Annotated in this window: 21 protein-coding genes; 10 read left to right on the top strand and 11 right to left on the bottom strand. The window is 63.2% G+C overall.

Translation table 11 applies throughout. The features are described from left to right. Positions 1–85: 85 nt before the first annotated feature. Complete coding sequence (locus ABIB99_RS35555) at positions 86–1,189, bottom strand: citrate synthase/methylcitrate synthase (protein WP_135216431.1); 1,104 nt, start codon at positions 1,187–1,189, stop codon at positions 86–88. A gap of 78 nt (positions 1,190–1,267) precedes the next feature. Here ABIB99_RS35555 and ABIB99_RS35550 point away from each other — a divergent pair, with 78 nt between their 5' ends. Beyond that, positions 1,268–2,479 carry a citrate synthase family protein gene (locus ABIB99_RS35550; RefSeq protein ID WP_135216432.1) on the top strand — a complete coding sequence of 404 codons (1,212 nt, stop codon included), beginning with the start codon at positions 1,268–1,270 and terminating at the stop codon, positions 2,477–2,479. An 85-nt stretch (positions 2,480–2,564) separates the two neighbouring features. Here the strand turns inward: ABIB99_RS35550 and ABIB99_RS35545 are convergent, their stop codons facing one another. Then, a complete protein-coding gene (locus ABIB99_RS35545; RefSeq protein WP_135216433.1) occupies positions 2,565–3,224 on the bottom strand; it encodes a DedA family protein in 660 nt (219 codons plus the stop codon). 297 nt (positions 3,225–3,521) lie between these two features. Between ABIB99_RS35545 and cobS the strand changes: the two genes are divergently transcribed. The 7 genes from cobS to ABIB99_RS35510 all read left to right on the top strand — a co-directional run bounded on the left by cobS (position 3,522) and on the right by ABIB99_RS35510 (position 10,766). Then, a complete protein-coding gene (gene cobS / locus ABIB99_RS35540; protein ID WP_063980631.1) occupies positions 3,522–4,520 on the top strand; it encodes a cobaltochelatase subunit CobS in 999 nt (332 codons plus the stop codon). 3 nt (positions 4,521–4,523) lie between these two features. Then, positions 4,524–4,934 carry a GNAT family N-acetyltransferase gene (locus ABIB99_RS35535; protein ID WP_028149462.1) on the top strand — a complete coding sequence of 137 codons (411 nt, stop codon included), beginning with the start codon at positions 4,524–4,526 and terminating at the stop codon, positions 4,932–4,934. Next, a complete protein-coding gene (gene cobT, locus ABIB99_RS35530) occupies positions 4,931–6,838 on the top strand; it encodes a cobaltochelatase subunit CobT (protein ID WP_014490393.1) in 1,908 nt (635 codons plus the stop codon). The genes ABIB99_RS35535 and cobT overlap by 4 nt, the downstream gene beginning before the upstream one ends. Then, positions 6,835–7,905: an esterase-like activity of phytase family protein gene (locus ABIB99_RS35525; protein ID WP_354180166.1), complete on the top strand. Its 1,071-nt coding sequence runs from the start codon at positions 6,835–6,837 to the stop codon at positions 7,903–7,905. Before cobT ends, ABIB99_RS35525 begins: the two co-directional genes overlap by 4 nt. Positions 7,906–7,936: 31 nt before the next feature. Further along, the gene (locus tag ABIB99_RS35520; protein ID WP_354180165.1) at positions 7,937–8,632 is read left to right on the top strand and encodes a hypothetical protein; all 696 of its coding nucleotides are present in this window, start codon (positions 7,937–7,939) and stop codon (positions 8,630–8,632) included. A 287-nt stretch (positions 8,633–8,919) separates the two neighbouring features. After that, entirely contained in the window at positions 8,920–10,032 is a 1,113-nt protein-coding gene (locus ABIB99_RS35515; protein ID WP_354180164.1) for an NADH:flavin oxidoreductase/NADH oxidase, read from the top strand. Between the two features lie 326 nt (positions 10,033–10,358). Then, on the top strand, positions 10,359–10,766 hold the full coding sequence (locus tag ABIB99_RS35510; RefSeq protein ID WP_063980635.1) for a hypothetical protein: 408 nt from the start codon (positions 10,359–10,361) through the stop codon (positions 10,764–10,766). A 245-nt stretch (positions 10,767–11,011) separates the two neighbouring features. On the opposite strand, the gene ABIB99_RS35505 is transcribed toward ABIB99_RS35510, so the two are convergent. Both ABIB99_RS35505 and ABIB99_RS35500 read right to left on the bottom strand, forming a co-directional pair. Further along, a complete protein-coding gene (locus tag ABIB99_RS35505; protein ID WP_014490387.1) occupies positions 11,012–11,257 on the bottom strand; it encodes a PilZ domain-containing protein in 246 nt (81 codons plus the stop codon). 361 nt (positions 11,258–11,618) lie between these two features. After that, complete coding sequence (locus ABIB99_RS35500; RefSeq protein WP_354180161.1) at positions 11,619–12,956, bottom strand: T6SS phospholipase effector Tle1-like catalytic domain-containing protein; 1,338 nt, start codon at positions 12,954–12,956, stop codon at positions 11,619–11,621. A gap of 276 nt (positions 12,957–13,232) precedes the next feature. Between ABIB99_RS35500 and ABIB99_RS35495 the strand changes: the two genes are divergently transcribed. Beyond that, a complete protein-coding gene (locus ABIB99_RS35495) occupies positions 13,233–13,781 on the top strand; it encodes a nucleotide exchange factor GrpE (RefSeq protein WP_225005617.1) in 549 nt (182 codons plus the stop codon). A gap of 333 nt (positions 13,782–14,114) precedes the next feature. Here the strand turns inward: ABIB99_RS35495 and ftsZ are convergent, their stop codons facing one another. The 7 genes from ftsZ to rpmB form a co-directional block, all read right to left on the bottom strand. Next, complete coding sequence (gene ftsZ, locus ABIB99_RS35490; protein WP_084794938.1) at positions 14,115–15,368, bottom strand: cell division protein FtsZ; 1,254 nt, start codon at positions 15,366–15,368, stop codon at positions 14,115–14,117. A 59-nt stretch (positions 15,369–15,427) separates the two neighbouring features. Continuing rightward, a complete protein-coding gene (locus tag ABIB99_RS35485) occupies positions 15,428–16,039 on the bottom strand; it encodes a hypothetical protein (RefSeq protein ID WP_354180158.1) in 612 nt (203 codons plus the stop codon). Between the two features lie 298 nt (positions 16,040–16,337). Next, the gene (locus ABIB99_RS35480) at positions 16,338–16,826 is read right to left on the bottom strand and encodes a hypothetical protein (RefSeq protein WP_354180156.1); all 489 of its coding nucleotides are present in this window, start codon (positions 16,824–16,826) and stop codon (positions 16,338–16,340) included. Positions 16,827–16,846: 20 nt separating this feature from the next. After that, positions 16,847–18,796: a DUF3732 domain-containing protein gene (locus tag ABIB99_RS35475; protein ID WP_354180154.1), complete on the bottom strand. Its 1,950-nt coding sequence runs from the start codon at positions 18,794–18,796 to the stop codon at positions 16,847–16,849. After that, positions 18,796–19,278 (bottom strand): three component ABC system middle component, encoded by a 483-nt coding sequence (locus tag ABIB99_RS35470; protein WP_354180152.1) that lies wholly within the window; start codon positions 19,276–19,278, stop codon positions 18,796–18,798. Before ABIB99_RS35470 ends, ABIB99_RS35475 begins: the two co-directional genes overlap by 1 nt. 24 nt (positions 19,279–19,302) lie before the next feature. Beyond that, positions 19,303–20,466 carry an ABC-three component system protein gene (locus ABIB99_RS35465; protein WP_354180150.1) on the bottom strand — a complete coding sequence of 388 codons (1,164 nt, stop codon included), beginning with the start codon at positions 20,464–20,466 and terminating at the stop codon, positions 19,303–19,305. Between the two features lie 254 nt (positions 20,467–20,720). Then, entirely contained in the window at positions 20,721–21,032 is a 312-nt protein-coding gene (gene rpmB / locus ABIB99_RS35460; RefSeq protein WP_063980641.1) for a 50S ribosomal protein L28, read from the bottom strand. A gap of 602 nt (positions 21,033–21,634) precedes the next feature. Here rpmB and ABIB99_RS35455 point away from each other — a divergent pair. Next, the gene (locus tag ABIB99_RS35455; protein WP_354113820.1) at positions 21,635–22,420 is read left to right on the top strand and encodes a DUF3108 domain-containing protein; all 786 of its coding nucleotides are present in this window, start codon (positions 21,635–21,637) and stop codon (positions 22,418–22,420) included. The last annotated feature ends 126 nt before the right edge of the window (positions 22,421–22,546 follow it).

Below are 22,546 nucleotides of genomic sequence, written 5' to 3'. Positions count from 1 at the left end.
CGCGCGACGGCTCTGCCGTGTCATCGTGCGTCCGGGCGAGGCACGACAGCGCAGTGAACGGCCCGGCTGTCGTGCGCTTTCTACTCTATCCGACGGAAGCCTTCGGCATTTCACCCACATATGACGAACTCGGCCGGATCAGCCGCCCCGTCCGCTGTTGCTCGCGCGCATGGGCGGTCCATCCCGCTGCACGCGCCACTGCGAAGATCGGCGTGAAGGCCTGGCGTGGAATGGCGAGGGCATCGAGCAGAATCGCCGTGAAGAACTCCACGTTCGTCTCCAGCGGCCGGTCAGGATTCTTCTTGCGCAGCGCGCTGCGGATATAGGCCTCGACCTCGCCGGCAAAGGGCAAATCGGTGCCGCTGGACGCCAGCGCCTCGACTGCGGTCTTGAGCACATCGGCACGCGGATCGCGCACGCGATAGACGCGGTGGCCAAAGCCCATCATCCGTTCGCCGCGCGCCAGCGCCGCATCCACCCAGGGCTGGATGCGCTCGCGCGAGCCGATCGCGTCGAGCATTTCCAGCACCGGCTCGGGCGCGCCGCCATGCAATGGACCGGTGAGGGCGCAATAGCCGGCGGTGACGGCCGCGAACAGGTCAGCTTGCGTCGAAGCCACCACGCGCGCGGTGAAGGTTGACGCATTCATGCCGTGATCGCTGGCGGTGACGAGATAGGCGTCGAGCGCCGTGACCTCGCGCGGCTCCGGTGAGGCGCCGCGCAGCATCCGCAGCGTATCGGCGGCATGGCTCGCATTCGGATCGGGCGCGACCGGCTCCAATCCCTTGGCACGACGGACCAGCGCGCCTGCGATCACCGGAAACGCGCCGACGATCGTCGCCTCATGTTCCAGCCCGTTCTCCGCGCGCAGGCCCGCGACCGCCGCGCGGAACCCGTCGACGATGCCCATGCCGCGTGTCGCCGGCAACAGCTCCGGCAAACGCGCGAACGCACGCTCGCGCGCCGCGCCCAGGCTCGCCCGCACATTGGCTTCGCTCAGCGTGGTCTTGCTCGCGCCGTTCCAGAGCCGGGCGGTGACGCCCTCGAAGCTCGACTGGCTCGCGAGGGTGCCGACATGCTCGCCGGCGATGATCAGTTCGCCGCGCTCGCCATCGACATGGCTCAGCACGGTCTCGGCCGCGGGAACGCCGTCCAGCCCGATCTGGCTTTTGGTGAGGTGGATGTTCATGGCCAATCTCCTTTGCACTGCACCAGGAGAAAATCAGGCCTCTCGACAGATTGATCAATCTTGATTACATAAATCAATATGAATAATTCCGAGGAACTCTATCTGTCGGCCCGGGAAGCTGCCGCCGAGCTCGCGATCTCGCCGGCCACGCTCTACGCCTATGTCAGCCGTGGCCTGATCCGCTCCGAGCCGACGCCGGATTCGCGCAAGAACCGCTATCGGGCGGAGGACGTCCGCGCGCTCAAGGAGCGCCGGGTGCCGTCGCCGGAGCCGCGCGGCCTGCGCAGCTTCGATGCCGACCTGCCTGTCATGGACACGGAGATCTCGACCATCACCGAGGAGGGCGCGATCTACCGCGGCGTCAATTGCGTCGATCTCGCCGAGAACGACACGCTGGAGCACACGGCGACGCTGCTGTGGGACGTCTCCGATGTCGATCCCTTCACGCCGGACAATCAGCCCCAGATCTCCGACGAGATGCGCGCGATCGCAGAGGCCGCGCGCCGCGCCGCGCCGATCGACCGTGCCATCGCAGTGCTGGCGCTCGCGACCAGCGCGGACGCGCGTGCCTTCACCCGCGCGCCCGACGGCCGTGCGATGGTCGGCGGGCGCATTGTCCGGCTCCTGGTCGCGACCATGCTCAACGCCGAGCCGTCGTCCGAGCCGCTGCACCAGCAGATCGCGAAGTCCTGGGCGCCCGATAACAAGCACGCGCCCGACCTCATCCGCCGCGCGCTGGTGCTGCTCGCCGATCACGAATTGAACGCCTCGACCTTCACCGCGCGCTGCGCGGCATCGACCGGCCTCAACCTCTATGACTCCGTCATCGCCGGCCTCGCCGCGTTGAAAGGGCCGAAGCATGGCGGCGCCGGCGTGCTGGCCTCGCAGCTCGTCAAGGCGCTGGTCGATCGCGATGTCGCCCCGATGGTCCGTGAGCGCGTTGCGCTCGGCGAGCGCTTTGCCGGCTTCGGCCACGGCGTCTACAAGCGCGGCGATCCCCGCGCGCAGTCGCTGCTGAATGCGCTGGCGCGTGCCGGTGCGCCGCGCAAATTCACGCGCGAAGTGCCGGAGCGGATCGTCGAGGCGACCGGCGAGCTCGTCAATATCGACTACGCGCTCGCCGTCCTCGTGCATGCGCTGCGCCTGCCCTTAGGCAGCGAGCTCGCGCTGTTCGCGATGGCCCGCAGCGTCGGCTGGATCGCGCACGCCAGCGAGCAATTACAGTTCGGCAAGCTGATCCGCCCGCGGGCGCGCTATGTCGGACCGGCGCCGGGAAGAAGGGCTAGTTAAAATCTCTCTGCGAGCGCGTCGTCCTCCGCTGTCGTCCCTGCGCCCCGTGCGCAATTGCGCACTAGGCAGGGACGACGCCGGCGCACTAAGCCCGCGGCTTGGACGTGGCGACGAGGCCGTTCTGCCGGCGGCGGTAGTACCAGATGCCAAGGCCGCCGATGATCGCCACGGCCACCACCATCAAGATCCAGATGTGCTTGAACGGATGCCCATGGTGCGGCACGCCGAAATATTGGTGAAAGGCCGATACCGCCAGCACGCCCGGCAGCACATGCGCGGGAGCCCAGACCAGGATCGCCGGGATATTCACGGCATAAAACTTCGCGGGGGGCATCCCCAGCGCGCCGGCGGTGACGGGCACGAAGGCGCGGATCGGCGGCACGAAACGGGCAAAGAACACGGCCCAGGTGCCGAAGCGGTGAAAGAAGCTTTCGCTCTCGGCGACCACCCGCGGATAGTTGGTCAGCGGCCAGGTGTTGAGGATCTCGCGCTGCTGCCGGTGCCCGATCCAGTAGGCCGAGCCGTCGCCCAGCACGGCGCCGATTGCCGCCGCCAGCAGCACCCATTGCAGCTTCAATTCCCCGCCTGGAACCAGCGCGCTCAGCGCCAGAATGATGGTCGAGCCGGGGATCACCGAGCCCACCACCGGAACGGCTTCGAGCAGCGCCGCCAGGAACAGGGTCAGATAGGCCAGCCACGCATGGGCCGAAACGAAGGATATGAGCGGATCGAGAAAGGACGTCACGTCGTCTTTCGTGGGGGGCTGGAGCACCGGGGTTCGGACCCTACATAAGTAGGTGCACGCGGTAAAAGTGCCATTCGCGTGGGCAGGCCACGCCTCCCGCCCGAAATTCGAGCGTGATTCGCAAGGCAGCCCTCCAAAAATCGCGTTCCTTGCCTATCTAGATGAAAAGACAATGGAACTTTGATTGGGGCGCGGGCTTCTGCCGGCACGTTGTCTCTGATAAGTTCGCAACCGCACCCAGCCGCAGCCAACGTGCAAATAACTGGTCTCGGGATCGCCCGGGGCCTCGGAGGATTGATGACGACCGCCGCTCTGTCCAAAGTTGAGGAAATTTCCGGTCTGCCCGACATGAAGGTGTCGGTGCGCCAGGTGTTCGGGATCGACAGCGATCTCGAAGTCCCGGCCTATTCCGAAGTCGATCCTCATGTGCCCGAAGTCGATTCCGACTACCGCTTCGATCGCGCCACCACGCTCGCCATTCTCGCCGGCTTTGCCCGCAATCGCCGCGTGATGGTGACCGGCTATCACGGCACCGGTAAATCCACCCATATCGAGCAGGTCGCCGCGCGCCTGAACTGGCCCTGCGTGCGCGTCAACCTCGACAGCCACATCAGCCGTATCGACCTCGTCGGCAAGGACTCCATCGTGGTCCGCGACGGCAAGCAGGTCACCGAATTCCGCGACGGCATTTTGCCCTGGGCGCTCCAGCACAACATCGCGCTGGTGTTCGACGAATACGACGCCGGCCGTCCCGACGTGATGTTCGTGATCCAGCGCGTGCTGGAAGTCTCCGGACGCCTGACGCTGCTCGACCAGAACAAGGTGATCAAGCCGCATCCGGCCTTCCGCATGTTTTCGACCGCCAACACGGTCGGCCTCGGCGACACCTCGGGCCTCTATCACGGCACCCAGCAGATCAACCAGGGCCAGATGGACCGCTGGTCGATCGTCACCACGCTGAACTATCTCGCCCATGACGAGGAAGTGGAGATCGTGCTGGCCAAGGCCAAGCACTATCGCACGCAGGAAGGCCGCGACATCGTCAACAAGATGGTCCGCCTTGCCGATCTCACCCGTAACGCCTTCGCCAATGGCGATCTGTCGACGGTGATGAGCCCGCGCACGGTGATCACCTGGGCCGAGAACGCTGATATCTTCGGCGATATCGGCTTCGCGTTCCGGGTCACCTTCCTCAACAAGTGCGACGAGCTCGAGCGTCCCCTGGTCGCCGAGTTCTACCAGCGCTGCTTCAACGCGGAGCTGCCGGAATCGGCGGTCAACGTGGCGCTCAGCTAGACCATGCCAAACATCACCGTCGAGCGCACCATTGGGACCACCAAGAAGGCTGTGCTCGCCGGGCTCGGCGCCTATAACGACGAGCAGTTCGGGAAGCAGAAGGTCAGGAGCATCGCAGTCTCGCTGAAAGACCGCGGCAAGATCGTCGGCGGCATCGTCGGACACCTCTGGGCCACGGTTCTGTTCATCCAGTACTTCTGGATCGACCAGAAGCAGCGCGGCAAGGGTCTTGGCACGAAGCTGATCGCGGCGATCGAGGACGAGGCAAGACGGCAGGGCGCGATCCAGGCCCATGTCGACACGATGAGTTTCCAGGCGCCGGGCTTCTATCGTTCCTGCGGGTACGAGGAGTTCGGCACCCTCAAGGGCTATCCCGGCGGCGTGACGCGCCACTCGTTTACGAAGTCGCTATGAGCACATCATCATCCAACTCCAAATTCCGTAACACCAAGGAAGCCCCGACCGAGCCGTTCAAGCGCTCGGTGGCCTCCTGCCTGAAGGCGATCGCGAAGTCGCCGGAGCTCGAGGTCAGTTTTGCTGCCGAGCGCCCTGGTCTGGCGCCGGGCAAAGCGCGGCTGCCCGAGCCCGCACGCAAGATGACCAAGCGTGACGCTGCGATCGTGCGCGGCCACGCCGACTCCATCGCGCTCAAGATCGCCTGTCACGACGCAAAGTTGCATCGCAAGCTGATGCCCGGCAATCCGCAGGCGCGCGGCGTGTTCGAGGCGGTCGAGCAGGCCCGCGTCGAGGCGATCGGCGCGCGCCGCATGGCGGGCGTTGCGAAAAACCTCAGCGCGATGCTGGACGACCACTTCCATCGCGGCAAGTTCGACGAAATCACCGACCGTGCCGATGCGCCGCTGGCGGATGCGCTGGCGATGCTGGTGCGCGAGCGCCTGACCGGCATGGCGCCGCCCACGGCGGCGAAGAAGATGGTCGATCTCTGGCGGCCCATTCTCGAGGACAAGATCGGCAAGCGGCTCGACCGGCTCGATGGCCTGGTCGAGGACCAGACCAGGTTCGGCGACGCCGTGCATGACCTGTTGACCGCGCTCGAGCTCGGCGACGAGCGCAGCGCCGACAGCGAAGACAACGACGACGACGAGGAGAACCGCGACGGCGACAACGACCAGTCCGGCGCCGAAGGCTCGCCCGATTCCGATGCCGCGCAGGAGATGAGCGCCGACCAGGCGCAGGCCTCCAGCGAGGAGATGAGCGAGAGCGCGATGGAAAGCGCGCAGGCCTCGACCTCCGACACCTTCGACGACGGCGAGCTCGGCGACGACGAGACGCCGGGCGAGGCGACGCGTCCGAACGCGCACGGCAAGAACGAGCCGCGCGGGCCGGAATATCATGCCTTCGCGCCGAAATTCGACGAGGTCATCGCGGCCGAAGACCTCTGCGACCATGACGAGCTGGAGCGCCTTCGCGCCTATCTCGACAAGCAGCTCGCGCATCTGCAAGGCATCGTCGCCCGCCTCGCCAACCGCCTTCAGAGGCGCTTGATGGCGCAGCAGAACCGCGCCTGGGACTTCGACCTCGAAGAGGGCATTCTGGATCCGGCGCGGCTGTCGCGCGTGGTGACCGATCCCTATCACCCGCTGTCCTTCATGCACGAGAAGGAGGCGACGTTCCGCGACACCGTGGTGACGCTGCTGCTCGACAATTCCGGCTCGATGCGCGGACGCCCGATCACGGTCGCCGCGACCTGCGCCGACATCCTGGCGCGCACGCTGGAGCGTTGCGGTGTCAAGGTCGAGATCCTCGGCTTCACCACGCGCGCCTGGAAGGGCGGGCAATCGCGCGAGGCGTGGCTTGCCGCCGGCAAGCCGGCCAATCCCGGCCGCCTCAACGATCTCCGCCACATCATCTACAAGTCTGCCGACGCCCCCTGGCGCCGTGCGCGGAAGAATCTCGGCCTGATGATGCGCGAGGGTCTGCTGAAGGAGAACATCGACGGCGAGGCGCTGGACTGGGCGCACAAGCGCCTGCTCGGCCGGCCCGAGCAGCGCAAGATCCTGATGATGATCTCCGACGGTGCGCCGGTCGACGATTCCACGCTGTCGGTCAATCCCGGCAACTATCTCGAGCGGCATCTGCGCCACATCATCGAGGAGATCGAGACCCGCTCGCCGGTCGAGCTGATCGCGATCGGCATCGGCCATGACGTGACGCGCTACTATCGCCGCGCGGTGACGATCGTGGATGCCGAAGAGCTCGGCGGTGCCATCACCGAGAAGCTCGCCGAGCTGTTCAGCGAGACCAACACCGCGCCCACGCATCAGGCCGGTCGCCCGCGGCGCAAACTGCATTCGTGAGCACGCAATCGTCCCGCCGCAGCTTTCTTGGCCACGCGGCGGCGGGATTTTCCACTCTCGCACTCTCCCGACTGGCGCAGGCGCAGCCCACGACCGAGCCGCCGCCGCGCACCGCGCAGATCGAGCACGCCGTCACCGAGGCTGTCAGCGTCGAGGTGAACGCGCGGCCGATTCCCAATTTCGAGCCGCGCGACCGCTCGCGCGTGCGCTTCGGTCAGCTGCAATATCGCAGCGGCCTGGTGCTGACCTCGCCCTATCGCGGCTTCGGCGGCCTGTCCGCCATCCGGCTCGATGCGAAGGGCGAGCGCTTCCTCGCGATCTCCGACCAGGGCGGCTGGTTTACCGGCAGCATCCGCTATTCCGGCGGCAAGATGGTCGGGCTCGACGATGTCGAGGCATCCCCGATGCTCAATTCCGAGGGCCGGCCGATCACGGAGAAGCGGTTCTGGTACGACACCGAGTCGCTGGCGCGCGACGGCAATGTCGTTTATGTCGGGCTCGAACGCGTCAACCAGATCCTGCGCTTCGATTTCGCCAAAGGCGGCACGCGTGCCCGCGGCGAGGTGTTGCCGACGCCGCCTGCCGTGCGGAAGCTGCCCTCCAACAAGGGGCTCGAAGCGATGGTCGTCGTGCCGAAAGGCCAGCCGCTGGCCGGCACCCTGATCGCCTTCTCCGAACGCGGGCTGGACGCCGACGGCAATCTGGTCGCGTTCCTGATCGGCGGTCCGTCGCCCGGCCAGTTCAGCGTCCGCCGCACCGAAAAATTCGACATCAGCGACGCCGTGCTGCTGCCGTCCGGCGAGCTTCTCATCCTCGAACGCAAATTCTCCTGGTTCACCGGCATCAACATCCGCATCCGCGCGATCCCGCTGAAATCCATCGCGCCCAACGCGCTGGTCGACGGGCCTGCGCTGTTCGCCGCCGATCTCGGCCACGAGGTCGACAACATGGAAGGTATCGACGCCCACGTCACGCCCGAGGGCGAGACCGTGCTGACGTTGGTGTCGGACGACAATTTCTCGATGCTCCAGCGCACGCTGCTGCTGCAGTTCACGCTGGTGGAGTGAACTTCCGCCCGCCCTTCTCCGACAAACCGTCATGCCCTGCCGCGCCATCCTCGCCCTTGCCCTCACGCTCGCTGCATCCTCGCCGGCCTTCGCCACGGCCGAGCATCGGTATGGAAAGAACGAATACGCCATCATCCAGGGCGGCCGCGCGCCGAACGGGAAGCTGTCCGTCGCAGCCCATGGCGGCGGCGAGTCCGGGAGCGAAGGCTTTCGCATCTACCTGATGGCTGAGCCCGGCCATCGTCGGCTGATGACGCTCGACAATGTCGACGACGACAACATTCTGGACTCGGCGCCGGATGCCTTCCACGCCGCCTGGTCGCAGGACTCGCGCACCGTTGCGGTCTCGTTTCGCAGCGAGCGCCATATCGTCACGCTGAATCTCTACGCCATCGACGGCGGCCGCGCGCGGCTGGTCGCCGGGCCGGATCTGTTCCGCGACGTGACCGGTCGCAGCGTCGACATCAAGACCGACGGCGACATGCGCACATCCGTGCCCGCGCTGACATGGCAGGCGCCGCGCCGCTTTCACCTCACCGAGTACCGCGTGTTCGTGCTCGATGACACCGCGCTCGCCGACAAGCTCGGGCCGCTCGGCAAGGCCAGCAAGCGCGACGGCGGCGGCAACACGATCCAGTTCTCGGCCGAAGCCGACGGCGAGCTGTTGCCCGACGGCCGCATCCGCATGGGCAAGCCCGTGCCGGGCAGGTTCGAGGAGCTGGAGTAGGCCCGGCTGTCGTCCCTGCGAACGCAGGGACCCATACCGCGTGATCTACCGATTGCGGGTGGTGCTAATCCTGAACGACCAATCTTCGCCAAACTCCTCCCTGGGGTTATGGGTCCCTGCTTTCGCAGGGACGACTGCGGAGATCGCGGCACGATCCCGTGATCATATGACGCGCGCAATGCATGGCGCCGCGGGCGGGCATGTCCGCCGCGCAGCTGGCAATTCGCCGTGGGGCTACTAAACTTCATGCAATCGCTTCCATTCCTCCATCCCCCGGAACTCCCCGCATGAGCGCCCTGTTTTCCCCGATCAAGCTGCGCGGCCTGACGCTGAAGAACCGCGTCGTCGTGTCGCCGATGTGCCAGTATTCGGCCGACGACGGCGTCGCCACCGATTGGCACTTCACCCACATCAACAATCTCGCGCTGTCGGGCGCGTCGATGTTCTGCATCGAGGCGACCCATGTCGAGGCGATCGGGCGCATCACGCCGGGCTGTCTCGGGCTCTACAGCGACGCCTGCGAAGCCGCGCTGAAGCAGATCCTCTCCTCCGTGCGCAAGCATTCCTCCACGGCTATCGCGATGCAGCTCGCCCATGCCGGCCGCAAGGCCTCCAGCGCGCGGCCCTGGGACGGCGGCCAGCTCATTCCGCAAAGTGAAGGTGGCTGGCAGACGGTGGCGCCGTCGGCGTTGCCGCACAAGGAGGGCGAGGCCGCGCCGCTGGCGCTCGATGCCGCGGGCCTGAAGCGCATCCGCGAGGCCTTCGTCGACAGCGCCAAGCGCGCTGCCCGGCTCGGCATCGACGCGATCGAGCTGCACGGCGCGCACGGCTATCTCATGCATCAGTTCCTGTCGCCGATCTCCAACAAGCGCACCGACGAATATGGCGGTTCGCTCGAGAACCGCATGCGCTTTCCGCTCGAGATCTACGACGCGGTGCGCGCGGTCTTCCCGCACGACAAGCCGGTCGGCATGCGGGTGTCGTCGACCGACTGGGTCGAGGGCGGCTGGGACCTGGCGCAGACCATCGTATTCGCAAACGCGCTGAAGGCGCGCGGCGTCGACTGGATCGATGCCTCCTCCGGCGGCGTCTCGCCGCTGCAGAAGATCCCGCTCGGCCCCGGCTATCAGGTGCAGTTTGCCGAGGCCATCAAGCGCGAGACCGGATTGCCCACCATCGCCGTCGGCCTGATCACCGAAGCCAAACACGCCGAGGAGATCGTGGCATCCGGCAAGGCCGACATGGTCGCGCTCGGCCGCAGCTTGCTCTACGATCCCCGCTGGGGCTGGCACGCCGCGGCCGAACTCGGCGGCGAAGTCGAAGCCCCGCCGCAATACTGGCGCTCGCAGCCGTCGACGCAAAAGGCGCTGTTCGGCAAGACCACGTTCGGGGCAAGGTAGGGCGCGAGAGGAGACGCTGCAATTACAACTGTCGTCCCTGCCTAGTGCGCAATTGCGCACGGGGCGCAGGGACCCATACCGCGTGATCTCACCATGATGCGCGGTATGAGTTGCCACTGCACAACTTAAAGTCTCCGCCAAATCTCTCCTGTGGTGATGGATCCCGGATCTGCGCTTCGCTTGTCCGGGACGACAGCGGTGGGGCGGCGCGGGCCATCGTCTCCTCACTATCCCGCGCCCTCACGTATCCGTAACTCTCCTCACCTTCCACGCACCGCAAAACTGGCCTACCCTCCCGCGCACCCAACTCCTCAGGGAGGCCCGCCATGCGGTTTCGTGTTCGCAAGACTGCCCACGTTTTCGAGCGCGTGGGTCTCGCGATGGCAGGCGCGGCGTGCGGGTTGTTCGTCGGCGCCTATGTGGGATCTTCGATCGCCCCGCTCACGACGCAGGGCTTCCTGCTGCTGATGATGCTGCTCGGCTTCGTCGGCTTCTATCTCGGCATCGACACGCCGCAACTGCCCTTCGACGATGCGCACAGCGCCATCGACGCCGCGGAATTCCTCAGCGCCGCCGGCACGCTCTGCGCCACGCTCACCGCGCTCGCCTCCGTCGGCGTCATCGTGCTCCGCCTCGAGCCGCACCTGGCGTGGACCTGGCTCGCTTTGTTCGGCTGGATCGCCGGCGTCGCCATGCAGATCGTCGCCGGCACGAAAGCCAGGATGCGGGCGTAGCTACGACAGCTGTTGGAAAAGGTCGCGCCACAAGCACACCGCGTTCCCTCCCCCCTTGCGGGGGAGGGCTAGGGAGAGGGGTAGCCACACGGCACGCGCTATCGAATGAAGCGGGCCTGTGTTGCGTCACCTCGCACGCAGCCAACACCTATTGCTGGGCCACCCCTCTCCCCAACCCTCCCCCGCAAGGGGGGAGGGAGCAGAGCGGAATGCTCGGCGGGATTATTCAGTTGCGTTAAGCACCCCTAAAACACCACGCCCACCCGCGAGCCGCGCTTCCAGGCGATGCGGCAGCGCTTCTTGGTGTTGACGTGGAGCAGCTCGAACCTGTCGGGGATATTCACCTGCCCGCCGAGATCGACGCAGGCGCCGCCGGGCGAATAGTCGATCAGCGTGCAGGGGATCACCGGCGCGCGCGGGTCGGTGATGATCTTGGCCTGGCGGGACACCAGCCCGGAAGGTTTCACGCGGGCATGTCGGCGCGGATGCATTGGCACTCTCCTCCAATTCCGCGGACGGCGCGGGTGGTCTTGAGCGGCATGATGGAAAAGAGTTGATGCGATCCGACTAAGGGCGGCCTGAGAATTTTAATGAAAAGTAGCAGCGAACGCAGAAAGCGCCGGTAGCGGGGTGGGGCCGCCTCCATCTCCGCCGTCGTCCCTGCCTAGTGCGCAATTGCGCACGGGGCGCAGGGACCCATATCGCGTGATCTGTCGGTTGTCGGCGGTGGGCGTACCGAGCCACTGGTCCGCGCCAAACGGCTCCTTGTGGTTATGGGTCCCTGCGTTCGCAGGGACGACAGCTGAACATGTGGCGCGCTCTCGCCTCCCATGACGAGCTTCGGGCGGCACCTCACACTCGCTCCGTCTCCGTCGTCTCCGCCACCTCCGCATGCGACCTCACCGGCATCGGCACGGTCACATAATCCTTCGGCAAGTTCCCCGGCCGGTAGCCCGGCTCCACCGCCATGCGCTTCAGCACGCTCTCGTGCACATGCGCACCTTCGGGGATCACGCGCGGCTCGCAATCGGGGATGTAGAAGCCCAGAAAAACCTTTCGCTCCGGCCATTCCTTGTATTTCGCGCTCTTCGGCAGATATTCCAGCACGCGCCAGGCCGCACTCATCGAATTGTGCAGCTCGCCCACCTTGCCGGTGTATTCAGGCTCGACATATTGGAACGGCGAGTTCTTGCGCTGGATGCCCCAGGCGAGCTGGTTCACGGTGCGCGGGTTGAAGTTCAGCCCCGCCTTCGCCGCTTCCTCGATCATCCAGATCAGCGGATATTTGGACTCGCCGCTCTCGGCCTCCGGATAGCCGCCGCCGACGTCGCAATGCACGCCGGCGAACCACACCTGCATGATGTCCTGCGGCACCTTCTTCTCGTCGGGCACATAGCGGTTACTCCAATATTCCTGCGGCTCCTTGTACGCCTTGAGGCGGAACATGCAGCGCCGCTCGTCGATCGCGATCGCCTGCCGGAAGATTTTGACGCTGGGATTGCGCAGCGTGAAGGCGAGCTCCTCCAGGCTGAACACGAAGAAGAAATTGTCGCGCCGCGGCACGATCACGCTCGCCACCGTGTCCCAGACGCCGATGAAGTGGATGGTCGGCCAGCGCGTCGAGGTGATGCGCGCGAACTGGGCTGCGAGATCGAATTCGTCCTTCGGCAGCGGCCCGCTCTCGTCGAAGGCGACATCCTTGAGGTCCTCGATGTCGTTGCCGCGCCCGGTGCCGGAATATTGCTTGTAGGCGACGAGGCCGGACCCTGCGAGGTTCGCCTGCTCCGGCGAGATCAGGCCGATCTTGTGGATCAGCCCCGCCAGCACCCGCACGGTGTAGGCGCCGCGCGAGAAGCCGAACAGATAGATGCGGTCGCCCGGCGCATAATGCTCGACCAGGAAGCAATAGGCTGACAGCACGTTGTCATCGAGCCCGTAGCCGGTGGCGAGCCCCAGCACCAGATTGACGTTGGCCTTGAGCCGGTGCCACGTCGAAGGCTCCGTCACCGTGCCGACGCCCGGATCGTAAAACACCATCTGCCGCGGCTTCGTCTTGTCGGTCTTGCGCAGGCAGCGATACAGCTTCAGGACGTTGGAGATGTTCTCCGAGATCTCGTTGCCGGTGCCGTCACAGCAGATGACGAGGTTTTTCGGCTCGGTTTTGGGTTTGTGCTGGTCGTCGTGCTCCACGGTATGCCCCTCCCGGTGATGCTACCGGGGCGAGTATAGCGAAAATGGATGGCAGCGAGGAGACGAAGTCGGCATCGGCGGCATGGTGCCCCATTGCCCCATCATCTGTTGACATTAACCACCTGTTAACCATGTCGTCGCCTAATGTGGACGGTGGGGGTCACCATGTCGGCCCATATGACGCGACCGAAGTTGATGCCTTTTTCGGCCGATCCAGCCTTTGGTTCGCTTAACCGGCTGGCGGTTCGCGTCACGGCTGTCCTACGGAGCAAAGCCATGTTCGGGAAGGACGATCTAGTGGACAATCTCAGCCGCGATCTCGATCGTGCGCGCCTGCGCCGCGATGCACTCGCATCCGAAGCCACGACTCTCACGGCTCAGATCGCCGAAATCGAAGCCCGCCTTTCGGAAGAGAAGACCAGGCGGGAGCGTGATCGCGTCTTGGCCGAGATCGAAGCGATAAGAACGCGAATCAAACAAGCCGCCGGCGCGTTTGCACCCGTCGTCGATGGTCTCTCCAGGGCGATCGAGTCGGCCTCGGCCGTCGTGCCCGAGGCCCGCGAGCTCAACAGTTTCATCGTGTCGGTGGCGACCGAAATCGACAGCGTGCTCGATCCCCTGATGCGCGAACTGGATCAGCGCGCGGATGCGGTGCGGGCAGGGCAGGCCGTGCTGGACCTCCCGCGTTCGGCCAATGAAGCACCGCCCATCGAGCCGCCAAAAGACGGCAACGATCGCCTGCTTCGCTTCCCGGCATGGCTGTCTCGCGACAAGGAGCCGGAAAAAAGGGAGACGGCGGAGACCCCGCGCAGCACGGCAGCGTGACGATCGGCGCGCCGCGCAGATCGGAAGCTAGCCTGCGGCCATCCTTCGAGACGCCCGCCTACGGCGGGCTCCTCAGGATGAGGACGCGTTTCGCGGTGAGATATCAGAGCCTCGTATCACAGTGGTTCGGCACAGCCGGGGCCACAAACTCGTCATGCCCGGGCTTGTCCCGGGCATCCACGTTCTTCGTGCCGTGGGAAAGGTCGTGGATGGCCGGGACATAGGCGAGCGTAGCGACGCCGTCCTTCAGACGGCTATGCCCGGCCATGACGATGTGGGGGCATCGCGCTCGAGCGATTGCCCCGCGGTAGACAGATAACCCCCCGCGACCGCTCAGTTCGCCGAGCGGCGCAGGAAGGCCGGGATGTCGAGAAGGTCTTCGTCGGCTATATTGCGCGGAGCGGTGCGGCCGTAGGGATCGAGCGGCTGAGGCGCCGCGCGGCGCGCATATTCCGGATCGGGCCTTGCCGGTTGCACTGCGGGTCGGCCGGCCGCCGGGCGGAGCGGCGGGCTTTCCACGTGCGGAAGCGGCGCACTGCGCTGCTCGATGCGATCGGCGATGCGGCGGCTGTCGTCGCGCAGCCTGCCTGCGAGCTGCGTGAGTGCGGTTTCCACCGGCGCCGCCAGCTGCGCCGGGTCGACATTGTCGATCCCGGTCGCCACCACCGAGACGCGGACGATGCCTTCGAGGCTTTCGTCGAACGATGCGCCGACGATGATGTTGGCGTCCGGGTCGGCCTCGTCGCGAATCCGCGTCGCGGCTTCGTCGACCTCGTACAGCATGAGATCCTTGCCGCCGGTGATGGAGATGATGAGGCCACTGGCGCGCTTGATCGAGGGGTTCTCGATCAACGGATTGGAAATGGCCGCCACGGCGGCGGCGAGCACGCGCTTCTCGCCGGAAGCCTCGCCGCGTCCCATCATGGCCTTGCCCTTCTCCCGCATCACGGAGAGAACGTCGGCAAAATCGAGATTGATCAGGCCTTCCTTGACGATGAGGTCGCTGATGCAGGCCACGCCCGAATAGAGCACCTGGTCGGCAAGGGCGAAGGCATCGGCGAACGTGGTCTTCGCGCTGGCCACCCGGAACAGGTTCTGGTTCGGGATGATCAGCAGGGTGTCGACCGTCTTCAGCAGCTCCTCGATGCCGGCTTCGGCAAAGCGCATGCGGCGCTGGCCCTCGAAATAGAATGGCTTGGTGACCACGCCGATCGTGAGGATGCCGAGCTCGCGCGCGGTCCTGGCGATGATGGGGGCGGCCCCGGTGCCGGTGCCGCCGCCCATGCCGGCCGTCACGAACACCATGTGCGCGCCGGTCAACTGATCGCGGATCGTATCGATGACCTCCTCGGCTGCGGCGCGTCCCAATTCGGGCTGCGAGCCGGCGCCGAGGCCTGCGGTGACCTGGGTGCCCAGCTGGATCAGGCGCGGCGCCTTCGACATCGCAAGCGCCTGCGCGTCGGTATTGGCGACGACGAAGTCGACCCCCTGCAGCCCGGATGTGATCATGTTGTTGACGGCATTGCCGCCGGCGCCGCCGACCCCGAATACGACAATGCGCGCCTTCATCTCGTGAATATCGGTCATGCCAGTCATTCTGTCCTCGCGATTGCTCCGGCAGGCCGGGATGGAGAAGGGTTCGAGTGCTATCTGCGAGCCGCGCGGTCTGCGCCCACGATGGCCGCGGCCAGATGTCCCAATCGACGCGCGGCTCCCGCGGTCGTGCCGCCAGCCTGGCGACCGGTCCGTAAGTCCGCCACTTCGTCTTCCAGTCGTGCCGCCCACGCATTGGCTGCCGCCGTCTCGGCGGCCGCCTGCAGCAGCTCGACGGCCAGGCGATCGGCGCGCTCGCGCTCGCGCTCGAACACGGCCCTGTAGGCGGCTGCGACGTCTTCGAGCCGCGCGACCTCCGCCTTCAATGCTTCGGTCTCCATAGCGTTTTCGAGCGAAGTGGGTACCGGTTCGCGCAAGGAAAACGCGTCAGAACAGGAATCTGGAGCCCCGTTCCGATCTCGTCGGAACGGAAATGGCTCCATCGTCTCGACTTTTGCCAGGGAGGCATCGAGGGGGTCCGCCCGGCGGGCCCGCCGCGGGCGGGGCGTGTAGCGGAGCTCGGAGAGATCAACGCTCACCAGGGCCTTGCCGTCCTCCGACCGCGAGCGCGGCAAACGGCGACGTCTCGCCAAGGCACGAGCGGCCTCGCGCGAGATATTGAGGCGGGCACTGAGATCGGCATACGTCAACAACGCAACGCACATCGGCGCTTCTCCTGGAGCAAACCGGGAAGGCATTTCGAGCTAATGATGGCTGGACGATTACCGCAGGCTAGGCTGCGTTGGTTAACGGACGGTTAACGCGCGCGGGGGGGCCTGTCCGTCTTGCGCAGGCAGCGATAGGGCATCAGGGCGCTGGAGATGTTCTCGGAGATCTCGTTGCGGGTGCCGTCACAGCAGATGACGAGGTTTTTCGACTCGGGTTTGGGTTCGTGCTGGTCGTCCTGCTCCTCGGTATGCCTCCCAGTGATGCTGCCGGGGCGAGTATGGCGGAAAATGGGATTTATTCGTTATCTTCTTCGTGAATTCGGACCCTTTGGGTTTGCGACACTTCCTCTTCCATCAAAATCAAGAACCCGCAGCAAATTGCTGCTGCGTAGGTTATAACTTCCTTCGGGTCGACGCCCTTCAGTTCGGCTTGGAGCCTATCGAAAGATTTGCTCATAACCGTTCGTAGCCGACTTACATCAATCTGGAGTGCCTTATCCCTGCTCCGATGCGCAATCTTGTTCCTGATCGTGTTGATCAGGGTCATCATCTCCCATTCTGGCCTGTCATGTGTAGCCGGAGTATACGCCCGCGCTATCGAGAGCTTGTCGAAGAAGGATAGGCGAGCTCCCTCAAGATACTTCGGATGAGCAAAGATTGATCTTAAGTAGTCGTCAAGATTGCCCTCGATCTCCAAATGAGCGTTGAGCGCGATAGCGACGGATACATCGACGTGACGTAGGTTCTCTCGAAATTTGCCAATGAAGTTGTCCTCTTCTGACATTTCGACGGGCCCAACTAGAGCTACCATTCGGAAGGTACAAGAGCTTGGCCACGCCACTCCTCTGTTAGAGTGACTCCTGGAAGGTCACCCCAAACTCCCTCATCAGCATGATCAAGCACGATAATCTGAAGGCGACCGCCGGCCGCTTCCGTTTCCCGCCCCAACAGGGCAAACACTTTGCGGACAGCTACAATGTCTTGATCCCGAAGAGTGAACCCCTCTGCCGTATCGTCGCTCGCGGTGCGTTTGGGAAAGTACACTTGGCTTGGTTGATCGTAGACTAAAAAGGCCGGCACGAAATGTTGAGGTTCGGTCAGGAAGAATTTCTGTAAAGCAAGTGTTAGGCTAATGTGATACGCAAGCCAGTTTGCTCCACTGCCAATCTCCCAAAGATAGTCGTCTCGGCTACCGCGAATTACCTTCACGGTAAGGTCATCAATTATAAGTCTAACTGGAGCGTCAGGCCATTCGGCGTCAAGCTGAGGGACCATTTGGCTGGTCATACTCTCAACTCTGGCAAGAGCGTTGTTTAGCTTGCGACGAATCTCCGCTTCGGAAATGATCTTTTGAAGATCTTCGATTTGTTTCCGAAGTGTCGCGATCTCTGTACGCAGGTCCGACGATTGGTCGGCGCGATCATACAATTGCAGTGCTTGCTCAAGGCGTCCTAAGAAACGTTCGATCCGATCGAAATGGTCAGTAGCTCTACGTGCAATCTCGGAGTCTCGCTCTAAGTTAGAAATCTCATTCCGAGTTTCGTTTAGTCGACTAAGTACCTCCTCTGTGGCCGAACGCTGTCTGAGCATTTCTTTGTCTAGTGTGCCTGATACACTTGGTAGAGACTTAAGTCTTACATCCAGAGCGTCCAGATTGTCGCAAAGCCTCAAGAGCTTGTCTCTATCGCCTCCACTAAGCTCAGTAATAGGATCGTCAGATTCGTCGTCGACTAAGCCACGAATCCAATTGGCGAGGGCAAGTCGATCACGCTGCACGTGAATCGATCCGGCATAGAATTCGCTGCTTTCGTGAAGTCGTCGAAGCTCATTCAGTCGTTGTCGATGTTCGTGAAGTTTTTCCGCTAGCTCGCTCTCCCTCGATCTTAGAGTCTCCAACCTTGTCAAGGTTACGTCGATTCCTGCAAGCGAGGGTCTTGCATTGGAGGCTTTGTCGGTAACTACCTCTCGAAGCAGATCAACAATATTTGCCCAATCCGGCGGGATAGTCTCGTTTGCGGCAAGCAACCCGAGCTCGATCGCTTGCCTCAACCACCCCTGCGCCTCCAACTGCCATGCGGAGTTAGCCAAAGCTATCGCTCTCATTTCTGTTTCTTTGCGTCGCAGAATGCGATTGAGTCGATCTAATTCAAACCTGGCTTGTAGAATTGCACCTGTAACGGCGCCCAGCACATAAGGAAAAATAGTTTTGAGCTTCTCGCGATGCTCAGTAGTGTCTGCCTTGAAGAACATAACGTCTGGATTGGCGACGATGTTCTGTGGCTGAAACGTAAATGCCATAAGGTCGCGAAAGCTTGGCTGCGCTTTGTATCCGCTCTCCGAGTTCGGGTCGAATTCTAGGTTTGTTAGCGTGGCTACCCGATTGAGCGTGTCCTTGACGAAGTCGAGGTTGGCGTTCTTGCCCTCTATGCGATCGGGGATAGTGATTTCCCGCCCTTCCAGAAAATACATATCACCGGTGCCCTGTTGGTCACCGGGCTCGCGTCTAGCTAAAAGCTTTAGGCCCTCTACAGTTTCAATAACGATTCCAAACCATCCGCACTTTTCGCGAATTACGCCTACAGGTATGGCGCACCTGTCAGAGCCCAAACAATAGTCAATGATCGGAACGACCGCCGATTTTCCTGTTTTCGATGCGCCGCTGATAACGTTTACGACGCCGTGTTTGAAGTCGACAACCCTTGGAGGGGTGTGTGTGCGGGGCCACAATACGAGCTTGCGAATCTGAAAATACATCAGAACTCCACTGCCAAAATCGAACCTACTTGCTGAAAGCTCAGCTGCGAGAACCAAAAGCCGACTTTCTCTGCTGCTCCGGAAAATGCTCTAATTCGCTCTGGAAGTTTTGGATTTCGCGCGCCGTCCTCTAGTCCATTTGCGCGAATGGTGGTTGACGCATAGTCAAGCGTTAATAGGCGCTGGCTAATGCCTAGGCCAATCGATTGCAAAGTGAGGGGGCGAAGGGCAAGCGCGCGTTCATGAACGGCTAGGAGATTTTCTCGTTCCTTGCCTAGCTTTGCTGCAAACAGTGCAAGTCCCGATGGTTTCAGCGTCGAGCTAATAATATCTAGAGTCGATCGATGAAGCAGGAGTGGCAAAACTAGAAATGACAGCGGAAATAGCGGATTGCGGCCATCTTCCGCTTGGTATCCAAGCCCAAACCGCCAAAGAACATATGCACCCAAGGCTGGATTTTGGATGATCTCAATTTCGTCCAATGGCCGTGAGCTTGGCACTTAGAATTACTCCTCGTTTGGTCCGAGCAGTGCTTCGTACTCTGGATGCCAACCTAATCGTTTGGCGTCGGCCAAGGCATTGAAGCAGCCATGGACGAAATGCTCAGGGACTGCCCGGCCATCGATCGGAATTTGTACCTGGGCGCAGCGTCGGTAAATTGCGCGCCCTTGGCGGGCAGAGTCGTTGAGCGGGGAGACGTCCGCTACCTCGGTGGAGATGAGACCGTGACGCCACACAAGAGAATCATCGAAGTCGCGTAAGCTCCCCTCGAAGACGAGTCCAGTTTCGGCCCAGCGGGTCTTATCAGAGGACGAGCGAAGAAAGTCGCTGACGGCCCTCACCCGGTCATCGTAACTTGAGTCAATAATCTCAAGCTGTCGGATAAAAGTCGGGCGCTGAATGAGAATAGCCGTGACCTCACTTTCGTTGGGCTTTTCAGTGAGCGATGTCAGCAGGCCGGGAAGGTTGTTCCGCTGAACAAAGGCTATGAAGTTTGCCTTGAAGCGATCGCCGTCTATCTTTGCTGCTTTTCCTTGCCGTATTAGTTCGTCGGCCTGCTCTTTGGCGATTCCGATCGCAGACTCGCAAAGAACGTCCACCAGCTCGGGGACAACCGTTGTTTTGATGAGCGCGCGCAGGCTCTCAAGTGGATCGGCTTCGCTAACAATTGCCAATCGAGTTATGATGGCGGCGCGCTCATCGTCCCCTGCTGAAAGAAAGCGCTGAACGTAAGGGGCACAAGCCGACGGCTTCTTCTTTTTGAAGCCTAAAGCCACGGCTGCAGTCAGCTCTTCGATGTCGGCGTCTGAGTTGCAATCGTTTAGTGCCTGGGCCAAAGAGCCAGCGTGGATAGGGGAAACGTAGATCCGAAACTGACACTTCTTGGGATCAATTGTTCCACTCGCTGCGCTTTCGAGCCAATTGGCGATCGCCTTCCAGAGGTCCGCAGCCCAATCCGACAGCGGGTTTTGCTTAAGGGCGCTTTTCGTTTGTTCTAGTGCGAGGGTGCCGTCGGCGTAATGGACAGCTACATCATCGAGCAGCTCTAAAGAGACCTGAGCTTCGCTGGGACAAGTCAGAAGGTGATAGCAAAGTCGAACCGGTTGCAGTGCGAAACCCAGATATGGTCCGGGTGCAGCATGCTTTACGGCCTTTACAGCAACGTTCATTCCGCCCCGCCGGATGACAATATGAGTCTGCGACGACTTCCCTATTTCTTTCTATGCACGTCGCGGTTGATGGCCAATAAGTCTAAAGCATAGGCTGCGAATCGAGGGTAGGGGAGTCCTCGCGGCAAGAAGTCGTTGTTTTGCTCAACAACAAAAAACGGCCGGATCTTTCGATCCGGCCGCGACGCAAAACTCTACTGGCTAAGACTACGCCACGCGACGCAACTTAGCCCCCGCCCGATTTCAAAATTGGATTAGCTGGCCTTCTTCGCCGGCGCGGCGGTCGGGCCGACCTTCTTCTGGATGGCGCGCTTCAGCTCGAGGGCGCGCGGCGACAGGACGTCGGCCTTGGCCTTGAGCAGGAAGGGGTCGAGGCCGCCATTGTGGTCGACGCTCTTGACCGCGTTGGTGGAGACGCGCAGGCGCACGTTGCGGCCGAGCGCTTCGCTGATGAACGTCACGTTGACGAGGTTCGGCAGGAAGCGGCGCTTGGTCTTGATGTTGGAGTGGCTGACCTTGTGGCCGACGAGGGGGCCCTTGGCCGTCAGTTCGCAGCGGCGAGACATGGTAGAAATCCTCTTCTGTCCCCCAAACGATTTGCGGCCGCCATTCTGGGCGCCACGGGGGCTAATTCTGTGTCCTTGCAGGGAGCGGGCGGACGTATAGGGGGGAAGGGACGGGACGTCAAGGCGACGGGCCGTTTTTGGCCCGTCGTCCCGGGGCGCGCGAGAGCGCGAACCCGGGATCTCAGGCCTCATATCCGGTGTCATCGCCCGGCCTGACCGGGCGATCCAGTATTCCACCAGCGGCGCGGCTGGAGCCGAGGGGCGGCGGCGTACTGGATGCCCCGGTCAAGCCGGGGCATGACAGGGGAATAAGTGGCACGACCTTACCACCCCCGATCACCAAAACGGCAATGATTGAAGTGCCTTACCATCACATAAAGGGCGTATTCACCCCCGAAGTATCAAGTGGAGTTCCGCAAGCCTCCGCGCCCGGACACATTGTTTGCCGCGGTTTTTGGCTTAAGTAACAACCGTTCGCGCCCCGATTGGATTGTTTCGTGCTCACATCCCCCCGACTTTGGCTCCAAGGCTTGGTCAGTCACGGCTCAGTCAGTCCGCGCTCTGCCGGCCGGCTGGCATTCGCAGTCCTTTGCGGGCTCGTCGTGGCGTGGGGCGCGGAGCCCGTCGCGGCACAGGGCAAGCTCGAGGCGCAGTATGAGGCGACGCTGGCCGGCATTCCCGTCGGCAAGGGCGCCTGGAACATCGACATCGGGGACGACGTGTTCGCGGCCGCGGCCTCCGGCGGCACCACGGGGCTGCTGAAATCGTTCGCGGGCGGGTCCGGCACCGGCGCCTCGCAAGGTAGGGTGGTCAACGGCGCGCTGGTCGCGACCGGCTACCAGGCCTCCACCACCACCTCGAAGAAGACCGAAGAGATCCGCATCACGCTCGACAAGGGCAATGTGAAGGAGTTCGGCATCGTGCCGGAGCCGCCTGTTGATGCCGACCGCATCGTCGTCACCGATGCGCATCGCCGCGGCGTCTGGGATCCGATGACGGCCTCGCTGCTGCGCGTGCCCGGCACCGGCGACCCCGTGACGCCGGACGCCTGCCACAACGCAGCACCCGTGTTCGACGGCCGCATGCGCTACGAGCTGAAACTCGATTTCAAGCGCATGGAGAGCGTGAAGGCGGAGAAGGGCTACAGGGGCCCGGTCGTGGTCTGCGCGCTCTATTTCGTGCCCGTGGCGGGCTACATTCCCGACCGTCCCGTGATCAAATACCTCGCCGCCCAGCGCAACATCGAGATCGCCTTCGCCCCCGTCGCGGGCACGCGCATCCTGGTCCCGTTCTGGCTGAAAGTGCCGACGCCGCTCGGCCCGGCCATGCTGGAAGCGACCAGCTTCATCACGTCAGCCCAGCCGCCAAAGGTCGCCAAGACGCAGTAGAGCGCGCTGCCCACCCTCCCCTGGAGGGGGAGGGTCGATCGCGCGCAGCGCGAGCGGGGTGGGGTGATCTCTCCAATGGAACAGTTGCCGGGGGGGGGGTTAAACCCACCCCCCTGCGGATTTAGG

Source organism: Bradyrhizobium sp. LA6.1, assembly GCF_040547805.1.
Lineage (GTDB): Bacteria > Pseudomonadota > Alphaproteobacteria > Rhizobiales > Xanthobacteraceae > Bradyrhizobium > Bradyrhizobium barranii.
Note: the sequence above shows the minus strand (reverse complement) of the source record. Positions and strands in the feature narration are given on the sequence as shown.

Bases quoted from the DNA above. Each gene is read 5' to 3' on its own strand.
- ABIB99_RS35555 (WP_135216431.1), bottom strand. From the start codon at position 1,189: ATGAACATCCACCTCACCAAAAGCCAGATCGGGCTGGACGGCGTTCCC.
- ABIB99_RS35550 (WP_135216432.1), top strand. From the start codon at position 1,268: ATGAATAATTCCGAGGAACTCTATCTGTCGGCCCGGGAAGCTGCCGCC.
- cobS (WP_063980631.1), top strand. From the start codon at position 3,522: ATGACGACCGCCGCTCTGTCCAAAGTTGAGGAAATTTCCGGTCTGCCC.
- ABIB99_RS35535 (WP_028149462.1), top strand. From the start codon at position 4,524: ATGCCAAACATCACCGTCGAGCGCACCATTGGGACCACCAAGAAGGCT.
- cobT (WP_014490393.1), top strand. From the start codon at position 4,931: ATGAGCACATCATCATCCAACTCCAAATTCCGTAACACCAAGGAAGCC.
- ABIB99_RS35520 (WP_354180165.1), top strand. From the start codon at position 7,937: ATGCCCTGCCGCGCCATCCTCGCCCTTGCCCTCACGCTCGCTGCATCC.
- ABIB99_RS35515 (WP_354180164.1), top strand. From the start codon at position 8,920: ATGAGCGCCCTGTTTTCCCCGATCAAGCTGCGCGGCCTGACGCTGAAG.
- ABIB99_RS35510 (WP_063980635.1), top strand. From the start codon at position 10,359: ATGCGGTTTCGTGTTCGCAAGACTGCCCACGTTTTCGAGCGCGTGGGT.
- ABIB99_RS35505 (WP_014490387.1), bottom strand. From the start codon at position 11,257: ATGCATCCGCGCCGACATGCCCGCGTGAAACCTTCCGGGCTGGTGTCC.
- ABIB99_RS35495 (WP_225005617.1), top strand. From the start codon at position 13,233: ATGTTCGGGAAGGACGATCTAGTGGACAATCTCAGCCGCGATCTCGAT.
- ftsZ (WP_084794938.1), bottom strand. From the start codon at position 15,368: ATGACCGATATTCACGAGATGAAGGCGCGCATTGTCGTATTCGGGGTC.
- ABIB99_RS35485 (WP_354180158.1), bottom strand. From the start codon at position 16,039: ATGTGCGTTGCGTTGTTGACGTATGCCGATCTCAGTGCCCGCCTCAAT.
- ABIB99_RS35480 (WP_354180156.1), bottom strand. From the start codon at position 16,826: ATGTCAGAAGAGGACAACTTCATTGGCAAATTTCGAGAGAACCTACGT.
- ABIB99_RS35475 (WP_354180154.1), bottom strand. From the start codon at position 18,796: ATGTATTTTCAGATTCGCAAGCTCGTATTGTGGCCCCGCACACACACC.
- ABIB99_RS35465 (WP_354180150.1), bottom strand. From the start codon at position 20,466: ATGAACGTTGCTGTAAAGGCCGTAAAGCATGCTGCACCCGGACCATAT.
- rpmB (WP_063980641.1), bottom strand. From the start codon at position 21,032: ATGTCTCGCCGCTGCGAACTGACGGCCAAGGGCCCCCTCGTCGGCCAC.